Below are 24217 nucleotides of genomic sequence, written 5' to 3' on the forward strand. Positions count from 1 at the left end.
AATTCTGTGTGTTATATAATCATGTTTGGTGAAGCAGGGAACCTTTTCGGATTTTTCTAGAATACAACCAATGATAAAAAGCCAGCATTACATAGCTCATGTTCGTACATCGGATATGAAACAACAAACAGTTGCTACGCATTTGCAAGAAGTGGCTGAAATTACCAAAAAACTGGCCCAAAAAATCAATATACCTGAAGCAGGTGAATTGATTGGTTTATTGCATGATTTGGGTAAATATAGCTCGGTTTTCCAAAACTACATTCAATCGGGTACCGGATTACTTAATCCCGATATTGACTCGGATTACGTTAATGCAGTTGCCCTAAAAGGTAAAATAGATCACTCGACTGCGGGTGCTCAGTGGGTATGGGAAGAACTGAGCAAATTTGGCAAAAATGGCGAAGGTAGATTATGCGGACAAATACTAGCTATTTGTATTGCCTCTCATCACAGTGGATTAATTGACTGTCTGACGCCAGATGGTGTGAATAGTTTTAATGTGCGTATCAATAAAAACGATGACCGAACGCATCTAGCTGAATGTAAACAAAATGCTGATACCTCTATTCTGGAACAAGCTAGGCAATTGGCTGATAAACCTTTGTTATTAGCTATGCTGAAACAGCTTAGACTGATCACTAACAATGAGACGCACGAAACTGTTAAATGCTTTTATATAGGATTTTTGACGCGTTTTTTGTTCAGTTGCCTGATTGATGCAGATCGTATCAATAGTGCTGATTTCGAAAATTTAAACAATGCTAGTTTTCGAAATAAAGATGTATCTTGGGATATTGCTATTCAGCGGATCGAGTGTTTTTTAGCCGAACAGCAGACAATAAATAATAATGATACGCAAATTAATGCAATGCGGCGGAGAATCTCTGATACTTGCAAAAATAGAGCTAAAGATAATCAAGGTATTTACACTCTGACGGTACCTACGGGAGGAGGTAAAACCTATGCTAGTCTCCGTTACGCTTTGCATCATGCAAAGGCCCATCAATTAGAGCGGATTATTTATATAATTCCTTACACCTCGATCATTGAACAAAATGCAGAAGCTATACGGAAAGTTATTGAGCAAGAGGGAGATTGTCCTTGGGTACTTGAACATCATTCTAATTTAGAGCCAGAAAACCAAACTTGGCATAGTAAATTAGCAGCTGAAAATTGGGATGCACCAATAATTTTGACCACAATGGTACAGTTTTTAGAAACATTGTTTAGCGGTGGTACAAGAGGTGTGCGTCGTTTACATCAGCTTGCGAATAGCGTCATCATTTTTGATGAGATACAGACCTTGCCGATTAACTGCACTCATTTGTTTTGTAATGCTCTTAATTTTTTAACGACTCATACTAAAACCACGGCGGTTTTGTGTACAGCTACCCAGCCATTACTTGATCAATTAAAGTCACCGGATAAAGGGCAATTGGTTATTCCCAAAGAAAACCATCTTATTGATGATGTCGGACTATTATTTGATCAGTTAAAGCGTGTTGAAATTAGCAATAAAATCAAATCTGAAGGTTGGTCGGAAGAAGAAATTGCCGAACTAGCAATTAGCGAACTAAATAGCAAAGGTAATTGCTTAGTGGTGGTGAATACTAAAGCTTGGGCTCAAGCATTGTATGTAAGGTGTTCAGAAGCTGTCGAACAAGATGCTTTGTTTCATTTAAGCACTAATCAATGTTCCGCCCATAGAAGCGAATTGTTTCAACGCATGCGGATAAGATTGGTTAATGGTCAACCAGTGTTATGTTTCAGTACACAATTGATTGAGGCGGGCGTCGATATTGATTTTTCTAGTGTGATACGTTTTTTAGCCGGATTGGATTCTATCGCTCAAGCCGCTGGTCGCTGCAATAGAAATGGTCGCTTAGCTACCGCTACTGTTCATGTGGTTAACCCTGCACTGGAAACTATTAACCAACTCGTAGATATTAAAATCGGAAAAGAAAAAAGCACACGCGTTTTCAGCGAAGTCAAAGATAAAGCATTGTTAGATCCTGAAAATATGGCGTTGTATTTTAGCTATTACTTCTATGATAGGAGTAACGAAATGTGCTATCCCTTGAATGAAAAACAGATAGGTAGTACAGACACGTTGCTCAACTTGCTCAGTGAAAATAATCTTAATATTGGGAACTCTGCTTCTTTGTATTTAAAACAATCTTTTATGACGGCAGGCAATGTCTTTAAAGCTATAGATGCACCGACTCAAGCTGTGATTGTTCCTTACCAACAAGGTGAAAAGCTAATTGTCGAACTCTGTGGAATTGCTAGAGAATTTGATGCTGCCAGTTATTATGCTTGTTTAAAACAAGCGCAAAAGTTTAGCGTTAACGTGTTTCCAAATGTATGGAAAAAGTTGTTGGAACAAAATGCTGTATTCGAAATTCATCAAGGTGCGGATGTTTATTATCTTGAAAAAAACTATTATAGCAAAGCATTTGGATTGTCCACTGAGGCAGTTGGTAAAGCAGAAGTAATCATTTTATAAAGGAAAATCATGATAAAAAATAGTATCAGTTTTCGATTATGGGGCAAGTATGCATTATTTACCGATCCTATTACAAAAGTGGGAGGTGAAAAATGTTCGTATCAGTTGCCAACTTATGAAGCAATTAAAGGTGTACTCAAATCTATTTACTGGAAGCCTACACTGATTTGGTATGTCGATAAAGTTAGAGTTATAAAACCACTTCGTACCCAAACCAAAGGTACTAAGCCGTTAGTATGGAATGGTGGTAATAGTTTGGCAATTTATACTTTTTTACGGGATGTAGAATATCAGGTTCAAGCTCATTTTGAATGGAATCAACATCGTCCAGAATTAGTATCCGACAGAATTGATGGCAAACATTTCAGTATCTTTAATCGCACCTTAGAAAAAGGTGGTAGACAAGATATTTTTTTAGGAACGCGTGATTGTCAAGGATATGTAGAACCTTGCGAGTTTGGTTCAGGACAGGGGGCTTACGATAATCTTGATGAATTGGCTTTTGGATTGATGTTTCATAGTTTTGCCTATCCTGACGAAACAGGCAAAGACGAATTACATAGTCATTTTTGGCAGGCTAAACTCAGAAAAGGTATTTTAGAGTTTCCACGTCCTGAAATCTGTACAGTCAATCGTTTAGTTCGTCCTATGACGGCTAAACAATTTGGGATTGGAGAGAACTTATTGGCAGTTGCTGATGAAGAGGCGTCAATATGAGCTGGATGGAGAAGCTTTATCAAACCTATGAAGCAGGTGTTTTACTTGATTTACCTCAAGAGCAATTGCCAATGCCAACCAGTCATACGCTTCAGAATGCGCATATCAATATAGTTATTGATATAGATGGTAATTTTAAACGGGCATGTGTTCTAGAAAAATCGCAGATTATTTTGCCTGCAACTGAGAGTTCTGCCAGTAGAAGCAGTGGTGAAGCACCACATCCCTTAGCTGACAAATTGCAATATGTTGCCAAGGATTATGAAGAGTTTGGTGGCAAGAAAAAGGCGTATTTTGATGGATATAAAAAGCAGTTACAGGGGTGGTGTTCATCGGAGTACGCACATCAAAAAGTGAAAGCTATATTTAAATATATCAGCCAAGGTAATGTTATTCGAGATTTAATTGCTAATAATATTGTCATTGTGGACGCCGATAATATTCTTTTAACAAAATGGGATGGTGATAATGGCGATATACCTGCCTTATTTAAGGTGTTGCCAAAAGAAAAAGGCTTTTTAGATCAAGGTTCTGCTTTGGTATGTTGGTCGGTAGAAAAATATTCAGACCCTAATGCAGATACTTGGAAAGATATTTCAATCCAATTGAGCTGGATTTCCTACGATACATTAGATGCGAATAAAATGGAAATATGTTTTATCACTGGATATGAACAATCGATCTCAACCAATCATCCAGCTAAAATACGCCATTCTGGAGACAAAGCTAAACTAATATCATCCAATGATGCTAGTGGATATACTTATCGCGGTAGATTTTTTGATGATATGCAAGCCTGTGTAATCGGTTTTGACGTTTCTCAAAAAGCCCATAATGCTTTACGTTGGCTAATTACCCGACAGGGATTTAGAAATGGCGATCAAGCCTTCGTGTCTTGGGCTGTTTCCGGTAAGCCGATACCTGATCCCTTAGTCGATACATGGGCATTTCTTGAAAGCCCTGAGCTTGATGAAGACGAAAATAGTAGCGACTTGCCTGAAGCAGGTCTAGATCACGCAATTAATTTAGGACAGTCGTTTGCACTAAAGCTTAAAAACTATATGGCTGGTTATGCAGCTAAATTAAAACCGAATGAGCAAATTATTATCATGGGTATTGATTCGGCAACACCGGGGCGGATGGGTGTCATCTATTACCGCGAGTTATTTAGTCATGACTTTATTAGGCGGCTAGAAGACTGGCATTACCAATTTTCTTGGCCACAGCGCCATACAAAAGAAATAGTCAATGTTGCAGGCAAAAAGCATAAAACCAACGTCATTTGGCCGATTAGTTCGCCTGTACCTGCAGCCATTGCCAAAGCAGCTTATGGTGAAAATGTCACTGACAATTTAAAGAAAAAAGTCATTGAACGACTGATACCTTGCATTATTGATAGTCAGCCATTTCCTTTGGATCTGGTGAATAGTTGTGTTCGTAAAGCAACCAATCGAGTTGGCTATGCGAGTGATGCCCAGTGGTTATGGGAAAAAAATTTAGGTATAGCCTGTGCACTTTATAAAGGCTATCACATGCGACACCCTAATGTAACTGAACGGAGAGAATACGCTATGGCAATAGAAGAAACTTACCAATCTCGTGATTACCTCTATGGGCGGTTGTTAGCAATCGCAGAACGCATAGAGGAGGTAGCATTGAGTTTAGGTGGTGAAAATCGTTCTACGACTGCTGCACGATTAATGCAACGTTTTGCTGATCGGCCTTTTGAAACTTGGCGGACGATTGAATTAGCGTTACAACCCTATATGCAGCGTTTGCGTGTATCAAGAGCTGGATTTTTAACCAATCAATTGAAAGAAATGGATGCCATTCTAACGCTGTTTAAACACGATGACTTTAGTCGTAAAGAAATGTTATCAGGCGAGTTTTTATTAGGTTATCACTGTCAGCGTCAAAAACTAAGAAGTAAAACCGAAACCGAATCCACAGACCAAACACCATTACAAGGAGATACCGAATGAGTGTATTAAGCCACAAAATAGATTTTGCGATTATCTTCAGCGTTAACAATGCTAACCCTAATGGTGATCCACTCAATGGCAATCGTCCCCGTACTGATTATGACGGTTTTGGAGAAATTACCGATGTTTGTTTAAAACGTAAAATTCGTGATCGATTACAAACAGCGGGTTATCCCATTTTTGTACAATCTGACGAGAAAAAAACGGATGGAATGATCAGTCTTAAAGCAAGAGCAGAAGCGGATGCGCCGATAGGACTTGGAAAAGATGCGTTTAATCCAAAGAAAAACACCAAGGAACAAACCTCTAAAAAAGTATGTGATCAATGGTTGGATGTCCGAGCTTTTGGTCAAGTATTCGCATTTGGTAAAGAGGCTGATGCTGCTGGCGTTTCTATTGCCATTAGAGGCCCTGTAACCATTCAATCGGCGTTTAGTATTGAGCCTGTCAGCATTACTAGCACCCAGATTACCAAAAGCGTAAACAGCGAGGGTGATGGTACAAAAAAAGGTTCTGATACCATGGGTATGAAACATCGAGTGGATAACGCGATTTATGTTACTCATGGTGCTATCACACCTCAACTGGCTGATAAGACAGGTTTCAGTGATAACGATGCCGAATTAATCAAAACTGTTTTGCCGAAATTATTTGAAGGTGACGCCTCTTCAGCAAGACCAGAAGGATCAATGGCTGTTCTTAAAGTCATATGGTGGAAACATAATTCTAAAGCTGGGCAATATTCTTCTGCTAAGGTACACGCATCATTAGTAGTACATGCTGACGGTAGTTACAATATCGCTGAACTAAAAGATTTGTCTCCAGAGATAATTGATGGGTTTTAACACACTAGTATTAGCATCATAGATGTGATGTTGACATAAATTAAAAAGATGAAATCTAGGGCTACAACATGATCACTAAGGCCCTAGATTTGTCAAGCTCTATTGCACGAATCCGGTAATGAAAACGATGCAAAACTTGGAACCGATTTACTTGTCACGTTTGCAACATTATCTATATTGCTCTCGCCAATTTGCATTAATTGAGTTGGAAGACGTTTGGATCGAAAACCAATTTACCGCAGAAGGACAGGTATTGCATCAGCGAGTAAATCTAGCGGATCAACAAAAGCGGGGTGACGTGCGTACCGTATGGGCATTGCGTTTATCCAATATAGAATTTGGTATTGAAGGTGTTGCCGATGTAGTGGAATATCATCGTCAAGAAGCAGGTATAGAAATACCGTATCCAATTGAATACAAACGCGGTAAGCCTAAAACGCATCGCGCTGATGAAGTGCAGCTTTGTGCTCAGGCACTTTGTCTGGAAGAAATGCATGGAGTTGATGTGACTGATGGTGCACTTTTCTATGGTGAGGTACGAAGGAGACACCCCGTGCATTTTGATGCTGAATTGCGTAACTTGACGATAGAAATAATTTTGGCATGTAGAGCTATTGTGCAATCAAAAGTTACGCCAAAAGCATTTTACGAAGCAAAAAAATGCAATGGATGTTCGTTAATCGACCAGTGCCATCCAGAACGTTTTAGGAAGTCTGCTTCTAGTTGGTTGGCAGCACAATTAAAAAAGGATTAAACATGCGCCCATTACGAAATGTTATTTATGTTCAAACGCAAAACTCATGGCTACATAAAGATAACGAAAACCTCGTTTTAAAAGTGGATAAAGAAACCATAGCACGAATACCCATTCATAAATTACAAGGTTTAGTTTGTTTTGGGCAGGTGTCTGTTTCTCCATATCTTATGGCGCATTGTGCGGAAAATGGCGTAACAATTACTTTTTTAAATATGTTCGGCAAATTTTTGGCACGGGTAGAAGGTCCAGTCAGTGGGAATGTATTGTTACGCCGGACACAGCATTTAGCTGGGAATAGTTCGGAAAGTAGCGTCAATATCGCCCAAGTTATGTTAACAGGTAAGTTGTATAACCAACGCTATGTAATAAGAAGATACTTACGTGATCATGGCGAAACTATTACTGATAAGAAGGTACTTTTCGATTTGCAAACTGCTGAAAAACGGTTGTCGCGGTGTTTAACACAAATTACAGACTGTACAACTATAGATACCTTAATGGGGCGGGAAGGAGAGGCTGCACAAGTGTATTTTGGAGTATTTAATCATTTAATCCGACAAAAAGATTTCGAGTTCGATATTCGAAGACGTAGACCACCTTCAGATCCAGTAAATGCGTTGCTATCATTTTGTTACACTTTACTTATTCATGATTGCCGCTCTGCACTCGAAACTACAGGACTTGATCCTGCCAGCGGTTTTTTACATCAATTGCGAAGTGGAAGACCCTCGTTAGCGTTAGATATTGCAGAAGAGTTTAGGCCATTGATTGATCGATTTGTATTGACTTTGATTAACAAGCGTCAGTTGGTTGTTAAAGATTTTGAAACATGGCCAAATGGTTCGCTAACGCTAAAAGATGAACCCCGTAAAACACTGTTAGCCGCTTGGCAAGATCGTAAGCAAGATACTATATTACATCCTTGGTTTGAAGAAACAGTACCAATTGGAATACTCCCTTGGCTACAATCTCAAATTCTAGCGCGTTTTTTACGGGGTGATTGTGATAGCTATGTACCGTTTCTATGGAAATAATTTAGGTATTAAACATGATGGTTTTAGTGACTTATGATGTCAGCTTTAAAAGCGAAAACGGACCGAAACGTTTGCGAAGAATAGCCAAATTATGTCTAGTTTATGGACAGAGAGTGCAATACTCAGTATTTGAAATTGAAGTTGACATAGCACAATGGACAAAACTAAAAAATGATTTAATTTCCACAATGGATGATGAATTTGATAGCTTAAGGTTTTATTACTTAGGAAGTAATTGGAAACGAAAAGTTGAGCATATAGGGGCTAAAACAGTATTGGATTTAAACGGTTTGTTACTATTGTAATGCGAAACACAAGTTAACATAAAATAGAAGAAATTCGCGTTAGCTATAAGATATTGAATTAAAACAATTTATATTTTTTTGATAAATTATTTATAATACTCTAAGTAGATGTTTTTATTGATTCGCATTTTATTGGTATTTCGATTAATATAATCAATGATTTAAGCATATGCTGTCGCGCCCCGCGTGGGCGCGTGGATTGAAACTTTAACGGTCATTTTAACCAAACGCATGCCATGTCGCGCCCCGCGTGGGCGCGTGGATTGAAACCCGAAGTTCAGGAACCTACACTTAGTCACTGGGTCGCGCCCCGCGTGGGCGCGTGGATTGAAACACCTTGGGCCGATGCACCCCTATCGCCTGTAAGTCGCGCCCCGCGTGGGCGCGTGGATTGAAACGCTGCGGTTTTCGAAGGCAACATAGTAGGCGTGTCGCGCCCCGCGTGGGCGCGTGGATTGAAACATCCTTAAACGATTGATCAGTTAATGATACATGTCGCGCCCCGCGTGGGCGCGTGGATTGAAACTGCACCTATGCAAAATGTTTTAGGTGGTGCTGGTCGCGCCCCGCGTGGGCGCGTGGATTGAAACAAATAATTTTATTTTATCATTTATTTGAACAATGTCGCGCCCCGCGTGGGCGCGTGGATTGAAACAGCCCAAATCTCTTCTGAAACCTTTTTGGCCAGTCGCGCCCCGCGTGGGCGCGTGGATTGAAACTGAGCAAGTCAGGCGCGATATTGTATCTGGGAGTCGCGCCCCGCGTGGGCGCGTGGATTGAAACACGGATTAATCTATTTGTCAACACAATTTAATGTCGCGCCCCGCGTGGGCGCGTGGATTGAAACATCGACCCTTTGCCAATACCGCATTTAAACCAAGTCGCGCCCCGCGTGGGCGCGTGGATTGAAACTAGCAGTTTTGCAATATCCGCGATTGTAAAAGGTCGCGCCCCGCGTGGGCGCGTGGATTGAAACATATATCCCAGCTAATTATGCTAAACCAAGTCGTCGCGCCCCGCGTGGGCGCGTGGATTGAAACACCATCCCTGGTACACCCCAAGGAAAATGACGACGTCGCGCCCCGCGTGGGCGCGTGGATTGAAACGTGATGTACGCGTTCCCGTGGACAACTGACCGCGTCGCGCCCCGCGTGGGCGCGTGGATTGAAACCCGTCTCTGGGATAAATGCCCTTGGGACTGGAGTCGCGCCCCGCGTGGGCGCGTGGATTGAAACTGCTATTAATGTGGCTGAAAGACACGCCTATGGTCGCGCCCCGCGTGGGCGCGTGGATTGAAACAGGATCGCCTGCTCACCCAAATGGGCAAACGCGTCGCGCCCCGCGTGGGCGCGTGGATTGAAACCGCCTAACGATCTAACCATCCAGATTAAATCATGTCGCGCCCCGCGTGGGCGCGTGGATTGAAACTAGACGATACGAACATCTTATTAATGACATCAGGTCGCGCCCCGCGTGGGCGCGTGGATTGAAACAATGACGTATGCCGAGCAAGCAAATTTCTTCGAGTCGCGCCCCGCGTGGGCGCGTGGATTGAAACTCCAGGATGAACAACACGGCACTCATGTGAAAGTCGCGCCCCGCGTGGGCGCGTGGATTGAAACTTTTCCTGAACGTATAATTTCAGGGTTTACGCGTCGCGCCCCGCGTGGGCGCGTGGATTGAAACGTATATTCCAGCCAATTACGCCAAACCATCACGTCGCGCCCCGCGTGGGCGCGTGGATTGAAACAATTAATGCATCAAGATCAAAATCAGTATGATGTCGCGCCCCGCGTGGGCGCGTGGATTGAAACCACAGGTTGCTGCAGCTTTTATGCTTAACGTGGTCGCGCCCCGCGTGGGCGCGTGGATTGAAACCCAATACACAGACTGATACGGCATATTTTTAGCGTCGCGCCCCGCGTGGGCGCGTGGATTGAAACGCTGGATATTAATAAGCGGAAAGCATGCTGATTGTCGCGCCCCGCGTGGGCGCGTGGATTGAAACTAAAATGGGATATCTTGGTCGAAATCATCAGAGTCGCGCCCCGCGTGGGCGCGTGGATTGAAACCTATGTGACGCGCTGTTACTCCGCCAACAGCCGTCGCGCCCCGCGTGGGCGCGTGGATTGAAACATACACCACTGTCTTTTTAATCTGACCTTTTAGGTCGCGCCCCGCGTGGGCGCGTGGATTGAAACTTAGCGACTGAGACTCTAATCCTGTTGCCTTTGTCGCGCCCCGCGTGGGCGCGTGGATTGAAACTGTACTTCGCGCAAACAGACACATCTTGTCTCGTCGCGCCCCGCGTGGGCGCGTGGATTGAAACGTGTGTGATTATTGCCAGGAATACAAAAAACATGTCGCGCCCCGCGTGGGCGCGTGGATTGAAACAGTACGTTGTAAACGCGAATCGGGAGACGTAAGTCGCGCCCCGCGTGGGCGCGTGGATTGAAACGTAAGTTGCATAGTAAGACGCAACGCGTAAACGTGTCGCGCCCCGCGTGGGCGCGTGGATTGAAACTGATTCGTCCGATGAATTTGATTTTGAGAAAGGTCGCGCCCCGCGTGGGCGCGTGGATTGAAACACAGTCAGTTCGATTAAATGCGCATTTCTTAATGTCGCGCCCCGCGTGGGCGCGTGGATTGAAACAGAGCGATGGAAAGACAAGCAAACTGGCGAAAAGTCGCGCCCCGCGTGGGCGCGTGGATTGAAACTCGGAACCCGCCGAGTCGGAAAGTTATGAATTGTCGCGCCCCGCGTGGGCGCGTGGATTGAAACATCACCTAGGCGCTCTAAAAACTCACACGCCCAGTCGCGCCCCGCGTGGGCGCGTGGATTGAAACAGCGTCAAAATGTTTTTCAGCGCATTTTTTACAGTCGCGCCCCGCGTGGGCGCGTGGATTGAAACATGCAATACTGATCGCCATGCATGTAAAATCAGGTCGCGCCCCGCGTGGGCGCGTGGATTGAAACCAAGGCCTTTAGCGAATGTATTTACCATGAGCGTCGCGCCCCGCGTGGGCGCGTGGATTGAAACTTACCGATCTGTGCAGCAAAATGTCCTTTTACGTCGCGCCCCGCGTGGGCGCGTGGATTGAAACCTGTTAGTGGGTAAATTTTCTGCGCCCCAAAAGTCGCGCCCCGCGTGGGCGCGTGGATTGAAACAGCAAGTCGCCGCCAACAGCACCGACGATATCGTCGCGCCCCGCGTGGGCGCGTGGATTGAAACGAGCGACGGAGCCTCGATACTGCGTTGGTATGCGTCGCGCCCCGCGTGGGCGCGTGGATTGAAACTAAAAAAGCGAGCAACTGATGCGGGTCGTTACCGTCGCGCCCCGCGTGGGCGCGTGGATTGAAACATAAAAAGTTGAAAATCAGTGTAATCAAGACTGTCGCGCCCCGCGTGGGCGCGTGGATTGAAACTGTTCTCTCCGCCGGTATCGGCGGTCTATCATGTCGCGCCCCGCGTGGGCGCGTGGATTGAAACGTCGCCCTCGGGCGCTCTTGCTGCTCCCGCTCGTCGCGCCCCGCGTGGGCGCGTGGATTGAAACAAACTGTTGCCAACAGTATTATTAACGTATAAGTCGCGCCCCGCGTGGGCGCGTGGATTGAAACAACTGTTGCCAACAGTATTATTAACGTATAAAGTCGCGCCCCGCGTGGGCGCGTGGATTGAAACAACGATAAAAGTGCTATTAAGAGTCGGCAGAGGTCGCGCCCCGCGTGGGCGCGTGGATTGAAACACCCGCACTGGTTGTAGCAAACGATGGGAAAGGTCGCGCCCCGCGTGGGGTGTGGCTTGAAACCAGAGTTTTTGATCAGGTGTAATCAAAATCTAATATCTTTTTAATGGGTGTCTTTAAGCTCATGCTAATTTCTATATTTTGATAAAATGGGGAAAATTAGCGACTATAAATGGTACGGAATAACTGTTCCTTCCGGATGTCAGTGAACTGTAACCTGCATATATTCTTGATCAATGTGACTAAGAATCGTTATTAGCCTATCAATGGTATATCGATCTAGTTTTTCTTGCATTTCGAGAAAAATCAGCTGCGGCATTACCTGTTATGTCTTCAACTTTTCGTGCTGTATATGCTCGGTTCTCTAATACGCCAATAATCTCTGCGGACAGTAGCGTTTTCAATTGTTCACTACTGCGTTGGGATGGTTGAAGTCAGCAAAGCTATAACTACTGCTGTGGATCAATTCAAACGGTACATCATTCATCTCAACATTTCCTTTAGTCATTTTATACGCACATGTTTAAGTTCTTTCATCTTGTGGTGTTTGGAAGCCTTGGTCTCATTAAAATGCTAGAATAACTTTAGCTATTATTAAGTTAATCATTGTTTTGCCGGGGCCAATATATGCAACAAACAGTCATTATCGATTGTCCGCCAGAAATACTACTTGGGCTACATTTAGATGCAGAATGCTTTGCCGATTATATAAAAAAACAAGCGGCTATCAATTTGTTTAAAGAAGGCAAGCTTTCCTCTGGTTCGGCAGCAGCATGGTTAGGTATTGGTCGCGTGGCTTTTTTACATATTGCTTTTTCTGCGGGCGCCACGTTACTAGAAGATACCTCGGATGACTTCGCGCGTGAAACCGCATTACTATGATTGTATTTTCGAATACAACCCCGGTCATAGCGTTGAGCAGTATTAACTGCTTGCATTTATTGCCAAGATTATTCGTGAAATTTATCTGGTCACAGAAGTTATTGATGAGTGTACTGTGGTCCCATTTTTGTACCGAAACTTCATGATTTAGACTGGATAAAACCCGTGAAATCAAGTCCAATTAAGCATACAAGTATTTTATTGGAGCTGGATAAAGGCGAAAAGCATACATTGGATATGGCTTGTCAATATCAAGCGGATTGGGTAATCATTGATGAAAAAATCGGTCGAAATATGGCTGAATATTTGGGATTAAATGTAACGGGTACACTAGGTATTCTGCTTAAAGCAAAACAGCAAGGTTTGATTATATCATTTTTGGATAATGTCAAAGCCATGCAAGCTCAAGGAATATACTATCAAGAGTCTTTGATACGGAAACTTGCAAAATCAGTAGAAGAAGGATGAATTCAAATAGTATTGTACGTGATGGTGTAGTGCATATCGTTAAAGATGGATTCCAGCAATCTTGCATGCAAATTCCATCATTTGATCAAACACAAATCACTTTCCGCAGCAGAATAAATTAATAATACGCTTTAACCATCCTCTGCAACCAGCTCATTTTCAAACCGATAATTAATCTTTAAGCAGTGATCCAGCCATTTATCCAGAAAATAATTTAGCCGCCATTTATAGTCGCGGATTTCACGCAGGTAGGCGGGGGTTTTATAGACGTGTTCAACGGCTGGATGTTCGTGATCGCGGATTACTTCCGCCAGTTGTGCATCCAGATAAATGCGTATTTTTACTCCAGGCTCAATTAACTCTGATAAGTTATGGCTAAAGCAATGATTTAATTCAATAGTCAGGGTATAGGGGTTGCGTTCCAGTACATACAGATACAAGGCTGGTTTGTTCTGGGTATGGCCGATGGCTATTTTGTCGAACGAGCGTAAATTCGGTATCAGGGTAAACAGCTTCTGATAATTGGATTCACAGATTTTTTCCAGACATAAAGAGGTATTTATGGGCCGGAACTGACTCATTTTAATCTTCCCGGTAACAGGCGCAAGCGCTGGCAGTTTCCCAAAGTACTACCTGATCTACATTAAAACCTTGCTGCTTAACATGCTGATAGATCATTTTGCTGAGTACTTCAGCTGTTGGGTGTTCGTCTATGGCTAAAAACTGTTCGTTTTGGGCAAGCAGTGCGGGGATGATGGGGTCGTCCTTGTGTAGCAGAAAGTTATGGTCCAGTATTTTATTAATAAAACCATCTACGCACTCTTTGACATCGGCAAAATCGCACACCATACCTTGCTCGTTCAGCGTTTCTTGTTTGATGGAAATGCTGGCTTTAACACTGTGTCCATGCAGATTGCGGCATTTGCCGGGATGATTCATCAACCGGTGGCCGTAACAGAAATAGACTTCTTTTGTAATGATGAACATGGATGCGTTTGATTCGATGCTGGATTTAATTAAGAGGTTAGGCGGTAAGTAACTTTTTATGTACAGGGTAAGTTAAAAATTGGGTAACGATTCAGAGTAAAGGTAAACTTTTATAGAATGTACCCGCGTTAGGAGGTAACTCTACAGCCTAGCTAACCCACCCTGCGCTGGGTATTTATAAAAAATTATAACGTATATTATTTTACATTATAGGTCTTTTGGACTGTAAAGCTGTAATGTGGATGCTGGCTCACAAAATAAGCATTCCATCAATTAAGCAGGGTAATTAATGCTGGGTTAATTGTCGCTGCAAAGTTATGCAAGCAGTCATCACATGCATTACAATTCTCATTATATTTACCGAACGAGAATCAGGACATGACCGAACACAAAGCAACTGATGCAAGCAAGAAAGTAAAAACTATTGCAGCTGTTATTTATTTGCTGGTATTGGTTTTTTTAGTGGGTGGATCCTATCTTAATCAACAGTCTCAAGCCCAAGCAACGGCAACTGATAAGGCTGTTGCGCAACAATAAATTGCTTTTTTTGACAATTATTTGCCAAAATCTCAGCGCTTGAAATTGACAATGGTCTGTAACACCAGTACCTTAGCGCATTTTTGTTAGAAGTTGTTTAAAAGTCCGCCTTGGTCCATTAGGGCAGGTGCTAAGTATGTCAGATGAAAATGGTCTGCCTAATTTCTTATCGCTACTGCTCAGCTAGCCCAAGTTTTTAACCTGTTCTACTTATTACTTAAAACCGACACAAGAGCCTAATGGAAGAATTTCACCGTATCAGTCGTCTGCCTCCTTATGTTTTCAATATTGTTAACGAGTTAAAAGCCAAAGCCCGAGCGGATGGTGAGGATATTATTGATTTTGGCATGGGTAATCCCGATCAGCCGACACCGCCACATATCGTGCAAAAAATGGTGGAGGTTGCCGAGCGTGGAGATACTCATCGTTACTCTGTTTCCAAGGGGATACCACGTTTACGTAAAGCCATCTGTAGTTGGTATAAAAATCGCTTTGACGTTGATCTGGACTTTAATACCGAAGCCATTGTCACTATAGGTTCCAAAGAAGGCTTGTCGCATTTGGCGTTGGCAACCCTGGGTCCTGGCGATGTGGTGCTGGTGCCAAATCCTGCCTATCCTATTCATCCTTACGGGGTGGTGATTGCGGGTGCAGATTTACGCCACGTGCCCATGACGCCGGGTACCGATTTCTTTCAGGAATTGAATAATGCCATCGCCGAATGCTGGCCCAAACCCAAAATGCTGATTCTTAATTTTCCTGGCAATCCCACCAGCCAATGTGTGGAACTGGATTTTTTCGAAAAAGTAGTCGCAGTTTGTAAAGAACAAAATATTTGGATTGTGCACGATATTGCCTACGCGGACATCGTTTTTGATGGTTATGTAGCACCCTCTATTCTGCAAGTGCCGGGTGCCAAAGACATTGCTGTTGAATTTTTCTCCTTATCCAAAAGCTATAATATGCCCGGTTGGCGGGTAGGTTTTATGTGCGGTAATCCCACCTTGGTTTCTGCACTGACACGCATTAAGTCTTATATGGATTACGGTACTTTTACACCCATTCAAGTAGCGGCCATTACTGCGCTGGAAGGCCCACAAGATTGCGTTAAAGAAATTTGCGAAATGTATCGAGTGCGCCGCGATGTGTTGTGTGATGGCTTAAATGCCATGGGTTGGGCAGTGGAAAAACCCAAAGCCACTATGTTTGTCTGGGCGCCTATTCCAGAAGCTTATCGAGAGATGGGTTCTATTGAGTTTGCCAAAAAATTGATTATTGATGCCAAGGTAGCGGTATCGCCGGGTATCGGTTTTGGAAAGCTGGGTGATGATCATATACGCTTCAGTTTAATTGAAAACGAACACAGAACCCGGCAAGCCTTGCGCAGCATCCGTAATATGCTGAAGAAAGACAACGTAGTATAATGCCTGAATTTGGGTTTATTGCTAGGAGTCGGGTTTGAAACCGGTAAAAATAGGCATTTTGGGATTAGGGACCGTCGGCGGTGGTACAGTTAATGTACTAAAAAGAAATGCCGAGGAAATTGCGCGCAGGGCAGGACGAGAAATTGTCATTTGTTGCGCCTCTGCACGTGATCTACAACGGCAACGTATTTGTGATACTCAGGGCATCATACTAACTACCGATCCGTTCGAGATTGTCAACGATCCAGACATTGATGTTGTAGTCGAATTGATGGGTGGGTATGATCCAGCCAAACAGTTGGTATTGACTGCAATCGCTAATGGTAAGCATGTTGTTACAGCCAATAAAGCCCTGATTGCCCTACACGGTAACGAAATCTTTGCCGAAGCCAGCAAAAAAGGGGTGATGGTATTGTTTGAAGCGGCTGTGGCAGGGGGTATTCCCATTATCAAAGCCATCCGCGAGGGTTTAAGCGGTAATCAGATTAAATGGCTGGCTGGCATTATCAATGGTACTGGCAATTTTATTTTGACCGAAATGCGCGACAAAGGCCGCGATTTTGCCGATGTACTGGCTGAGGCGCAGGCTTTGGGCTATGCAGAGGCCGATCCTACTTTTGATGTCGAAGGTATAGATGCGGGACACAAACTGACCATACTGGCCTCCATTGCTTTTGGTATCCCTTTGCAGTTCGATAAAGTATTCACCGAAGGCATTACCCAAATTACCCGTGCCGATGTGGAATATGCAGAAGCTTTGGGTTATCGCATCAAACATCTGGGTATTGCTCGCAAAACAGCACAGGGCATAGAATTACGCGTACACCCTACCTTAATACCAAAACGCCGCCTAATTGCCAATGTGGATGGTGTGATGAATGCGGTTCTGGTGTGTGGTGATGCTGTCGGGCCTACTTTGTATTATGGTGCCGGTGCGGGTGCAGAGCCAACCGCATCTGCTGTGGTTGCCGATCTGGTCGATGTGGTTAGAGCCATGACCAGTGACCCAGAAAACCGCGTACCGCATCTGGCTTTTCAGTCCGATGCAATAGTCGATATTCCGCTGCTGCCTGCCGATGCTATTCAAACAGCCTATTATTTGCGCCTAACTGCGGAAGATAAACCAGGGGTATTGGCCGATGTTACCCGCATATTGGCAACGCATCATATTAGTATAGAAGCCTTAATTCAGAAAGAACCGCTACCCGGTGAGTCTTCTGTACCCATTATTATGTTAACGCAGCTCACGCTGGAAAAAGAAATGAATGCCGCCATCACTGAAATTGAGGCGTTAAGCACCGTGACTGGCAAAATTAATCGCATACGCCTGGAAACCTTAGGATAAAACATGGCAACACAAACACGTTATACCGGATTAATTGAACGTTATCGAGACCGTTTGCCGGTAGCGGCCAATACCCGTCTGATCAGCCTTTGTGAAGGGCGGACACCACTGATTCAATTACAAAATATTCCGCGCCTGATCGGTAAAGATGTGGATATTTATGTCAAGTTTGAAGGTTTAAATCCTACCGGTTCCTTTAAAGATCGCGGTATGACCATGGCGGTTACCAAAGCGGTGGAAGCAGGTAGTCAAGCCATTATCTGTGCTTCTACGGGCAACACCTCTGCTTCTGCTGCTGCCTATGCAGTACGTGCAGGCATAAAAGCCTTTGTGTTAATTCCTGATGGCAAAATTGCGTTGGGTAAACTGGCACAAACCTTAATGTACGGTGCTCAGATTATTCAAATTAATGGTAATTTTGATGCCGGTATGCAACTGGTTAAGCAAGTGGCTGACCACGCGCCAGTGACTATTGTTAATTCCATTAACCCATTCCGTATTGATGGTCAAAAAACCGCTGCTTTCGAAATTGTCGATGAGTTGGGCGATGCGCCAGATTACCACTGTTTACCAGTAGGCAATGCAGGTAATATTACCGCTTATTGGAAAGGCTATACAGAATATGCTACCGATTCTGCGACGCATAAAGCGGTGACGCAAAAACTACCTATTATGTGTGGTTATCAAGCAAGTGGTGCAGCGCCGTTTGTTCAAGGTAAAATGATAGAGAATCCAGAAACTGTTGCTACCGCCATTCGGATTGGTAGCCCGCAGTCCTGGGATTTCGCCTGGAATGCACAGAAAGAATCAAAAGGTTGGTTTGATGCTTGTACAGATACAGAAATTTTGCATGCGCAAAAAATGCTGTCGCAATATGAAGGTATCTTCTGCGAACCCGCTTCCGCTACTTCGTTAGCAGGTTTGTTAAAAGATCTGGCGTCCGGCAAAATTCCAGAAGGTAGTCGTATTGTTTGCACACTGACGGGTAATGGTATCAAAGATGCCGATATTGCTATTGCGCAATGTAAAGATTCGCATCCGGTGACCATTGATGCCAGTTTAGATGCAGTGAAAAAAGCCATATTGGACTCTTTGTGAGCGTAAAATTATGCAGTTTTAGCCGGCTAATGCCGGCTTTTTTATGAGAGATAGATCCAGTAATTCCAGTTATGGCTGTTAATCTGTATTTGCAAGGCGTTAAAAAACAGATAGTGCCGCGACCCGTTTCCGCCAAGTCGCATCTGCTAGAAATGAGTCCGGTATTGCAGCGTATTTTCAACAGTCGCGGCGTACAAAACCCCGAGGATTTGGAACGCAGTTTACAAAACCTACCGTCTCCCTGGCTATTGGGGGGTATGCAGTCCATGGTTGAACATCTGGTTATTGCTATCAAAACCCAAAAAGCCATCACTATAGTGGCAGACTTTGATGCCGATGGTGCTACCAGTTGTGCAGTAGCTATGCGCGGTTTGGCTATGTTAGGCGCACAAAACCTGAATTTTGTAGTACCCAACCGCTTTACCTATGGTTATGGATTGACGCCTGAAATTGTGGAACTGGTTAAGCAGCAAAATGCCGATATTATTCTCACCGTAGATAACGGTATCTCCAGTTTGGAGGGAGTGCAAGCCGCTAAACAAGCCGGTATGCAAGTCTTGATTACCGATCATCATTTACCTGGGGCCGATTTGCCTGCCGCTGATGCCATTGTTAATCCAAATTTAGTGGATGATAAATTTCCCAGTCGCCATATAGCTGGGGTTGGGGTTATGTTTTATGTATTAATGGCCTTGCGTATTCGACTCCGAGAACTGCACTGGTTTGAAAAAAATAAACAGCTAGAACCTAATCTTGCACAGCTATTGGATTTTGTGGCTTTGGGTACTGTGGCCGATGTCGTGGCATTGGATCAGGTTAACCGTATCTTGGTACATCAAGGATTGCTCCGCATTCGTGCCGGGCAATGCCATATTGGCCTGAAATTGTTGACAGAGATTGCAGGGCGTTCCTTATCGCGTTTATATGCCAGCGATTTGGGATTTGCTTTGGCTCCCAGGCTAAATGCAGCCGGACGTATGGATGATATGTCTTTGGGTATTCAATGCCTTTTAACGGATGACCCTGCGACTGCGCGGCATATTGCCCAACAACTGGATACTCTGAATCAAGATAGAAAAGAAGTTGAAGGGCAGATGAAAAACGAAGCCATGCTGTTGTTGGCTGATATGCAGCGTATCGACGAGAAACACAGCTTGGCTGGGATTTGTATGTACGATGCTAGCTGGCATCAAGGTGTAATTGGTATATTGGCCGCTCGTATCAAAGACCGCTTGCACCGCCCCGTTATTGCTTTTGCGCCAGCAGAATCGGGAGAAATTAAGGGGTCTGCACGTTCTATCAATGGTGTGCATATTCGTGATGTGCTGAGTGATATTGCTGCTGCCCATCCGCACATTTTGAGTAAATTCGGCGGTCATGCCATGGCGGCTGGACTAAGTATCAAATTATCTGACTATCCACATTTTGCACTGTTATTTGGTGAAGCTGTCGCCAGCAAGCTGGAAAGCTTGGATTTGGCACAACAAATCCATACCGATGGCGAATTACAAGAAAGCGATATGACTCTGGAGTTTGCGGAAATGCTGCAACAGGCTGCCATTTGGGGGCAAGGTTTTCCTGAGCCAGCATTTAATGGGATATTTGATGTCGTGCAGTGTCGTATTGTTGGTGCCCAGCATCTTAAATTAGTGTTGCGTTTGCCTTTTAGTAGTCTGTTACTGGATGCCATCGCTTTTTTTGCCGATCACACCGAAAACTGGCTGGGTTGCCGGAAAGTGAATGCCGTGTATAAGCTGGATATAAATGAATTTCGCGGTCAACGTAGTTTGCAGTTGCAAATTCACTATCTGGAAAAATTAGAGTAAACACATGCTGGATAAAACTTTACGTTGGTTGGATACCCATATTCTGCTGTTTTTGGTGTTGATATGTGTATTGCGTATCGGTTTTTTGTTTAGCAGTGGTTTGGTTTTAGTTGGGGATGAAAGTTATTATTGGGATTGGTCACGCCAGCCGGATTGGTGTTATTTCAGTAAACCGCCTATGGTGGCATGGCTGATTGGCTGCTTTACTTGGTTGCTTGGGGATTTTACTCCGGTATTACGTCTGCCTGCCGTACTGTTAAGCACCGTGTTTCTTGCTTATTTTTATGCCACGGCCAAAGCTTTTTATGGTACACGTGCCGCGGGTTTTGCCCTATTACTGTTATTAGCTACGCCTAATAATGTGTTGGCTAATATCTTTATGACTATTGATCCGCCGCTATACTGCTTCTGGATGATGTGTGTGTATTATTTACAGCAGGGCATTTTTGCTCACCATGCTCGTGCCTGGTGGTGGGCAGGTTGTGCGGGCGCAATGGCGTTACTCAGTAAACAGGTAGCCATTGCCTTGCCCTTATTAGTGCTAGTGTTTATTTTTTTGGATAAACAGCGCTATCAATGGTTAAAAAAAGAGTTTTTGTGTTTTTTACTACCCATGTTACTGGCAGCCTTGCCACTTTTACTGTGGAATAAGCAGCATGATTGGGTGATGTTTGGACATATTAAAAGTCACTTTACACCATCGACAGCTAGTGGCTTTGCATTTGACTGGCACAATATTTATAACTATGTATTCCAGCAATTATTGTTGATTTCGCCTGTGCTGTTCGGTCTGGTTATCGTAATGAGTGTGCAATATTTTCTAAATTTTAAACGCCTGACTGCCGAATCACAGTTTTTGTTCTTGTTCGGGCCGCTACTGGTGTTAGGGGTTTTATTACTAAGTTTTAAGCAAAAAGTGCAAGGTAACTGGCCGATGCCGTTTTATTTTACCGCTTTAATTTTATTGGCGGGAATCTGGCAAACCGGGCGTTGGAAAAAAATACAGGAATTTGCTTTAAGCTTTGGCTTGATATTGGTTGCCGTGACCTATTTATTACCTGTTTTGTTATCGATATTCCACTTGCAAGAAAGTAAATTTAATCCGCTGAGACGTTTTGGGCATTGGCAAGAATTGGCTGTAAATATCCAGATTCAGCGTCAGCAGTTTATGCCGCTAACCGATAACAGTTTTATTTTGGCTTTGGGGCATCGTAATCTGGCCAGTGAAATGGCCTTTTATTTGCCGGATCACCCCAAGGTTTTCCGTTATGAAGCCGATGGTGCAGTGGTATCCCAATACGAAGTCTGGCGGGGGCCACAATCCTTTCTGGGCGGCAATGCGTTAATTATCAGCGATAATGATCATCCAGTACCTGCCGAGATTAAAAGCGCTTTCCAAAATTATCGATTCGTGGCCGAAGTTGCGAATCCTAAGCAGGTCAGCTCACCTTTTTACCTGTCAGTTGGGGAGAATTTGCAGCACTGGCCCAGCCCTGAACAGCATCCCGTTTTCGAGGAATCACAATGAAATTACTACAACGCGCTCAGCTAGAACTATTGGTTTGGATGTTACTAGCGATAGCCACAACCCTGCTGTTTTGGTTTACTGATCTGGATATAAAAGCAGCTGCTCACTTTTACCATCCGGAAAATAGTGCTGATGTTTGGCCAGAGCGACACTGGTGGTTATGGCAAATTTTGTTTGATTACGCTTTCCCCTTTACCGTGGCAGCGGGTATCGCCGCTTTTAGCGTATTTCTGATCAGTTATTTTTTTGCACCCAGTCTGCGCTTTCGTAGACAAGCTTTGTATATTGTGCTGGTAATCGCCATTGGGCCGGGTTTAGTCGTAAATTTAATTTTTAAAGATCACTGGGGCAGACCCAGACCCATGCATATCACCCAATTTGGCGGTGAATATCAATACATTCCACCTATACAGATTGGCGATACACCGGATAAATCTTTTGTGTGTGGACATTGTTCGGTGGGTTATGCGTTTTTTGCCTTGTATTTTCTGGCGCAAAATTACCGTATCGCCTATTTTTTACTGACCTTGGGTTTGGCATGGACAATGGGGTTTACGCGCATGACCTCAGGAGGACATTTTGTGTCGGATATTTTATGGTCTGGCTATCTGGTGTTTTTGGTTGCTTTTATCTTGTATTATGGCTGGTACGCACGCGTACCTAAAGTCAATAAAAACCAATGAAAATTTGGGTAGATGCAGATGCCTGTCCCAATTTGATTAAAACTGTCTTGTTTCGGGTAGCGCAAAAAAAACAACTGCTGCTGGTGTTGGTAGCTAATCAATTTGTTGCCACACCCCCAGGCAAATATATCCAAATGATACGCGTTAGTGGCGGTTTTGATGTGGCGGATGATTATATCGTGCAACATTTAACAGCGGGTGATCTGGTGATTACTGGCGATATACCACTAGCAGCAAAAGTTATCGAGCAACAAGCCCATGCACTTAATCCGAGAGGTATGACGTATACCAAACAAAATATCGGTGAAGTATTGGCAATGCGCAATTTTATGGAAGAAATGCGCAATGCCGGTCAGGTGAGTGGCGGAGCGGCTGCTATGAGTAACAAGGATGTGCAACAGTTTGCCAATGCACTGGATAGGTTTTTAACCGCAGCCAAACTATAAGCTTGGTCTAAATCTTATATAAAATTGATTCCGAGCCCATTGATTCTAACGAGTTGGCGGCAAGATATATAGAGCTTCTAAAAGCAATTGAAGACTGCGAAATTGAATTTTAGGGGATGAGAATGAAAATAAATGTAATCATTTTGTTTTATGTATTTTGGATATTTGTACCTACGCAAGCACAATCATCAGATTCTCAACAATCCAAAGTTGTTGACTGTTCCCATGCAACAATTTCTAGACCGAAAATAGGTAATTCATTCCAAGGATTAATCATAAATGAAGACTATGCATTCACTGTAAAAATTCCAGGCGGTTACACAGGATGGGATGGAGTAGACCAAAATGCACCTTTCCATGGGTTCACAATTTTTCTAGATCAGAAAATGGATGCGTGCATTAACTTCGAAATTCACATACAAGTCGATGAAGCTGAAGCACCTAAGCCCCCTAGATCAGCAAAATTGCTAAGACTTGGTGAATCGCAGGCTTGGCAATCTATTAGTAAAGACCAAGTTGGAAAGATAACAATGGTTAATATTAGGACTTCGTTTTCGTTTAAGCAAGCAAAACAGATTGATAATGGAGAAGTTATTTTGGTTACTCCTATATCGCATTTGTCAGAGACAAAACATATCTATGATGATTTCGTCCGATCACTAATTTTCCGTACCAAATAATCAAAAAATCAATTTTGTCAGTGTGAAATATTTTTTTAATCCTTTAAAAACAATGAATTATATATAACTCAATCCGACCCCATTTATTTTATAAATAACCCGTAACATACCGATTTATCTGTTTTATTATGGGCGTCGCTGTTTAGGGTTGAGGACCCGCCGCTTTTTCACTTCGAATATGTTCAATCCTAGCACCAAGTCCTTGGGGTTGAAATAATCCACTAGCAAAGGCAATAAATAATAAAATAAACAAAACCAGTGACAGGCTTATGCGTACTGTCAGCATCTTAGCGGTTTTACCAGACTCATCGCCATCTGGGTGTTTAACCAGATGATATAAAGCCGAGCCTAAACTGCCCAAAATGGCAATAAAAACAATAATAACGAGAATTTTCATAACTATGACTACATTAAAAA

At 43.5% G+C, this 24217-nt stretch carries 21 protein-coding genes and 1 CRISPR repeat array; of the genes, 18 read left to right on the forward strand and 3 right to left on the reverse strand.

Annotated elements, in window-relative coordinates; all coding sequences use genetic code 11:
• Window positions 1–115 precede the first annotated feature (115 nt).
• The 9 genes from cas3 (at window position 116) to ABH008_RS07555 (ending at window position 13246) form a co-directional block, all read left to right on the forward strand.
• Complete coding sequence (gene cas3, locus ABH008_RS07515; protein ID WP_347989234.1) at window positions 116–2509, forward strand: CRISPR-associated helicase Cas3'; 2394 nt, start codon at window positions 116–118, stop codon at window positions 2507–2509.
• A gap of 9 nt (window positions 2510–2518) precedes the next feature.
• On the forward strand, window positions 2519–3226 hold the full coding sequence (gene cas5c / locus ABH008_RS07520) for a type I-C CRISPR-associated protein Cas5c (protein WP_347989235.1): 708 nt from the start codon (window positions 2519–2521) through the stop codon (window positions 3224–3226).
• Window positions 3223–5208: a type I-C CRISPR-associated protein Cas8c/Csd1 gene (gene cas8c / locus ABH008_RS07525; RefSeq protein ID WP_347989236.1), complete on the forward strand. Its 1986-nt coding sequence runs from the start codon at window positions 3223–3225 to the stop codon at window positions 5206–5208. Before cas5c ends, cas8c begins: the two co-directional genes overlap by 4 nt.
• Window positions 5205–6053, forward strand: coding sequence for a type I-C CRISPR-associated protein Cas7/Csd2 (gene cas7c / locus ABH008_RS07530; RefSeq protein WP_347989237.1), 849 nt, complete (start codon window positions 5205–5207; stop codon window positions 6051–6053). Before cas8c ends, cas7c begins: the two co-directional genes overlap by 4 nt.
• A gap of 118 nt (window positions 6054–6171) precedes the next feature.
• Window positions 6172–6807 carry a CRISPR-associated protein Cas4 gene (cas4, locus tag ABH008_RS07535; RefSeq protein WP_347989238.1) on the forward strand — a complete coding sequence of 212 codons (636 nt, stop codon included), beginning with the start codon at window positions 6172–6174 and terminating at the stop codon, window positions 6805–6807.
• A 2-nt stretch (window positions 6808–6809) separates the two neighbouring features.
• Window positions 6810–7844: a type I-C CRISPR-associated endonuclease Cas1c gene (gene cas1c / locus ABH008_RS07540; RefSeq protein WP_347989239.1), complete on the forward strand. Its 1035-nt coding sequence runs from the start codon at window positions 6810–6812 to the stop codon at window positions 7842–7844.
• A gap of 14 nt (window positions 7845–7858) precedes the next feature.
• Window positions 7859–8149, forward strand: a complete 291-nt coding sequence (gene cas2, locus ABH008_RS07545) for a CRISPR-associated endonuclease Cas2 (RefSeq protein ID WP_347989240.1) — start codon at window positions 7859–7861, stop codon at window positions 8147–8149.
• Window positions 8150–8323: 174 nt separating this feature from the next.
• Window positions 8324–11960: a CRISPR direct-repeat array (repeat unit 32 nt; unit sequence GTCGCGCCCCGCGTGGGCGCGTGGATTGAAAC).
• A 563-nt stretch (window positions 11961–12523) separates the two neighbouring features.
• Window positions 12524–12778, forward strand: a complete 255-nt coding sequence (locus ABH008_RS07550; protein ID WP_347989241.1) for a UPF0175 family protein — start codon at window positions 12524–12526, stop codon at window positions 12776–12778.
• A gap of 165 nt (window positions 12779–12943) precedes the next feature.
• Window positions 12944–13246, forward strand: a complete 303-nt coding sequence (locus ABH008_RS07555) for a DUF3368 domain-containing protein (protein ID WP_347989242.1) — start codon at window positions 12944–12946, stop codon at window positions 13244–13246.
• A 131-nt stretch (window positions 13247–13377) separates the two neighbouring features.
• Here the strand turns inward: ABH008_RS07555 and ABH008_RS07560 are convergent, their stop codons facing one another.
• On the reverse strand, window positions 13378–13827 hold the full coding sequence (locus ABH008_RS07560; protein ID WP_347989243.1) for a DUF1249 domain-containing protein: 450 nt from the start codon (window positions 13825–13827) through the stop codon (window positions 13378–13380).
• A gap of 1 nt (window position 13828) precedes the next feature.
• Entirely contained in the window at window positions 13829–14233 is a 405-nt protein-coding gene (locus ABH008_RS07565; RefSeq protein ID WP_347989244.1) for a 6-carboxytetrahydropterin synthase, read from the reverse strand.
• A gap of 378 nt (window positions 14234–14611) precedes the next feature.
• Here ABH008_RS07565 and ABH008_RS07570 point away from each other — a divergent pair, with 378 nt between their 5' ends.
• The 9 genes from ABH008_RS07570 (at window position 14612) to ABH008_RS07610 (ending at window position 23800) form a co-directional block, all read left to right on the forward strand.
• Entirely contained in the window at window positions 14612–14770 is a 159-nt protein-coding gene (locus ABH008_RS07570) for a hypothetical protein (RefSeq protein WP_347989245.1), read from the forward strand.
• A gap of 239 nt (window positions 14771–15009) precedes the next feature.
• Window positions 15010–16194, forward strand: coding sequence for an alanine transaminase (gene alaC / locus ABH008_RS07575; RefSeq protein ID WP_347989246.1), 1185 nt, complete (start codon window positions 15010–15012; stop codon window positions 16192–16194).
• Between the two features lie 34 nt (window positions 16195–16228).
• Complete coding sequence (locus ABH008_RS07580; protein ID WP_347989247.1) at window positions 16229–17539, forward strand: homoserine dehydrogenase; 1311 nt, start codon at window positions 16229–16231, stop codon at window positions 17537–17539.
• A gap of 3 nt (window positions 17540–17542) precedes the next feature.
• Complete coding sequence (thrC, locus tag ABH008_RS07585) at window positions 17543–18637, forward strand: threonine synthase (protein ID WP_347989248.1); 1095 nt, start codon at window positions 17543–17545, stop codon at window positions 18635–18637.
• Window positions 18638–18708: 71 nt separating this feature from the next.
• The gene (gene recJ / locus ABH008_RS07590; RefSeq protein WP_347989249.1) at window positions 18709–20463 is read left to right on the forward strand and encodes a single-stranded-DNA-specific exonuclease RecJ; all 1755 of its coding nucleotides are present in this window, start codon (window positions 18709–18711) and stop codon (window positions 20461–20463) included.
• Window positions 20464–20467: 4 nt separating this feature from the next.
• Window positions 20468–21991 carry a glycosyltransferase family 39 protein gene (locus ABH008_RS07595; RefSeq protein WP_347989250.1) on the forward strand — a complete coding sequence of 508 codons (1524 nt, stop codon included), beginning with the start codon at window positions 20468–20470 and terminating at the stop codon, window positions 21989–21991.
• Window positions 21988–22674 carry a phosphatase PAP2 family protein gene (locus ABH008_RS07600; protein WP_347989251.1) on the forward strand — a complete coding sequence of 229 codons (687 nt, stop codon included), beginning with the start codon at window positions 21988–21990 and terminating at the stop codon, window positions 22672–22674. Before ABH008_RS07595 ends, ABH008_RS07600 begins: the two co-directional genes overlap by 4 nt.
• Window positions 22671–23120 carry a YaiI/YqxD family protein gene (locus ABH008_RS07605; protein WP_347989252.1) on the forward strand — a complete coding sequence of 150 codons (450 nt, stop codon included), beginning with the start codon at window positions 22671–22673 and terminating at the stop codon, window positions 23118–23120. Before ABH008_RS07600 ends, ABH008_RS07605 begins: the two co-directional genes overlap by 4 nt.
• Before the next feature lie 122 nt (window positions 23121–23242).
• Window positions 23243–23800 (forward strand): hypothetical protein, encoded by a 558-nt coding sequence (locus ABH008_RS07610; RefSeq protein ID WP_347989253.1) that lies wholly within the window; start codon window positions 23243–23245, stop codon window positions 23798–23800.
• Between the two features lie 142 nt (window positions 23801–23942).
• On the opposite strand, the gene ABH008_RS07615 is transcribed toward ABH008_RS07610, so the two are convergent.
• Entirely contained in the window at window positions 23943–24197 is a 255-nt protein-coding gene (locus ABH008_RS07615) for a twin transmembrane helix small protein (protein WP_347989254.1), read from the reverse strand.
• Window positions 24198–24217 lie beyond the last annotated feature (20 nt).

The sequence above is a fragment of the Methylomonas sp. AM2-LC genome, assembly GCF_039904985.1.
Classification (GTDB): Bacteria; Pseudomonadota; Gammaproteobacteria; order Methylococcales; family Methylomonadaceae; genus Methylomonas.

What these genes read in the sequence shown, in the direction of transcription:
- cas3 (WP_347989234.1), top strand. Translation starts at nt 116, where the DNA reads ATGAAACAACAAACAGTTGCTACGCATTTGCAAGAAGTGGCTGAAATT.
- cas5c (WP_347989235.1), top strand. Translation starts at nt 2,519, where the DNA reads ATGATAAAAAATAGTATCAGTTTTCGATTATGGGGCAAGTATGCATTA.
- cas8c (WP_347989236.1), top strand. Translation starts at nt 3,223, where the DNA reads ATGAGCTGGATGGAGAAGCTTTATCAAACCTATGAAGCAGGTGTTTTA.
- cas7c (WP_347989237.1), top strand. Translation starts at nt 5,205, where the DNA reads ATGAGTGTATTAAGCCACAAAATAGATTTTGCGATTATCTTCAGCGTT.
- cas4 (WP_347989238.1), top strand. Translation starts at nt 6,172, where the DNA reads ATGAAAACGATGCAAAACTTGGAACCGATTTACTTGTCACGTTTGCAA.
- cas1c (WP_347989239.1), top strand. Translation starts at nt 6,810, where the DNA reads ATGCGCCCATTACGAAATGTTATTTATGTTCAAACGCAAAACTCATGG.
- cas2 (WP_347989240.1), top strand. Translation starts at nt 7,859, where the DNA reads ATGATGGTTTTAGTGACTTATGATGTCAGCTTTAAAAGCGAAAACGGA.
- ABH008_RS07550 (WP_347989241.1), top strand. Translation starts at nt 12,524, where the DNA reads ATGCAACAAACAGTCATTATCGATTGTCCGCCAGAAATACTACTTGGG.
- ABH008_RS07560 (WP_347989243.1), bottom strand. Translation starts at nt 13,827, where the DNA reads ATGAGTCAGTTCCGGCCCATAAATACCTCTTTATGTCTGGAAAAAATC.
- ABH008_RS07565 (WP_347989244.1), bottom strand. Translation starts at nt 14,233, where the DNA reads ATGTTCATCATTACAAAAGAAGTCTATTTCTGTTACGGCCACCGGTTG.
- ABH008_RS07570 (WP_347989245.1), top strand. Translation starts at nt 14,612, where the DNA reads ATGACCGAACACAAAGCAACTGATGCAAGCAAGAAAGTAAAAACTATT.
- alaC (WP_347989246.1), top strand. Translation starts at nt 15,010, where the DNA reads ATGGAAGAATTTCACCGTATCAGTCGTCTGCCTCCTTATGTTTTCAAT.
- thrC (WP_347989248.1), top strand. Translation starts at nt 17,543, where the DNA reads ATGGCAACACAAACACGTTATACCGGATTAATTGAACGTTATCGAGAC.
- recJ (WP_347989249.1), top strand. Translation starts at nt 18,709, where the DNA reads ATGGCTGTTAATCTGTATTTGCAAGGCGTTAAAAAACAGATAGTGCCG.
- ABH008_RS07595 (WP_347989250.1), top strand. Translation starts at nt 20,468, where the DNA reads ATGCTGGATAAAACTTTACGTTGGTTGGATACCCATATTCTGCTGTTT.
- ABH008_RS07600 (WP_347989251.1), top strand. Translation starts at nt 21,988, where the DNA reads ATGAAATTACTACAACGCGCTCAGCTAGAACTATTGGTTTGGATGTTA.
- ABH008_RS07605 (WP_347989252.1), top strand. Translation starts at nt 22,671, where the DNA reads ATGAAAATTTGGGTAGATGCAGATGCCTGTCCCAATTTGATTAAAACT.
- ABH008_RS07610 (WP_347989253.1), top strand. Translation starts at nt 23,243, where the DNA reads ATGAAAATAAATGTAATCATTTTGTTTTATGTATTTTGGATATTTGTA.
- ABH008_RS07615 (WP_347989254.1), bottom strand. Translation starts at nt 24,197, where the DNA reads ATGAAAATTCTCGTTATTATTGTTTTTATTGCCATTTTGGGCAGTTTA.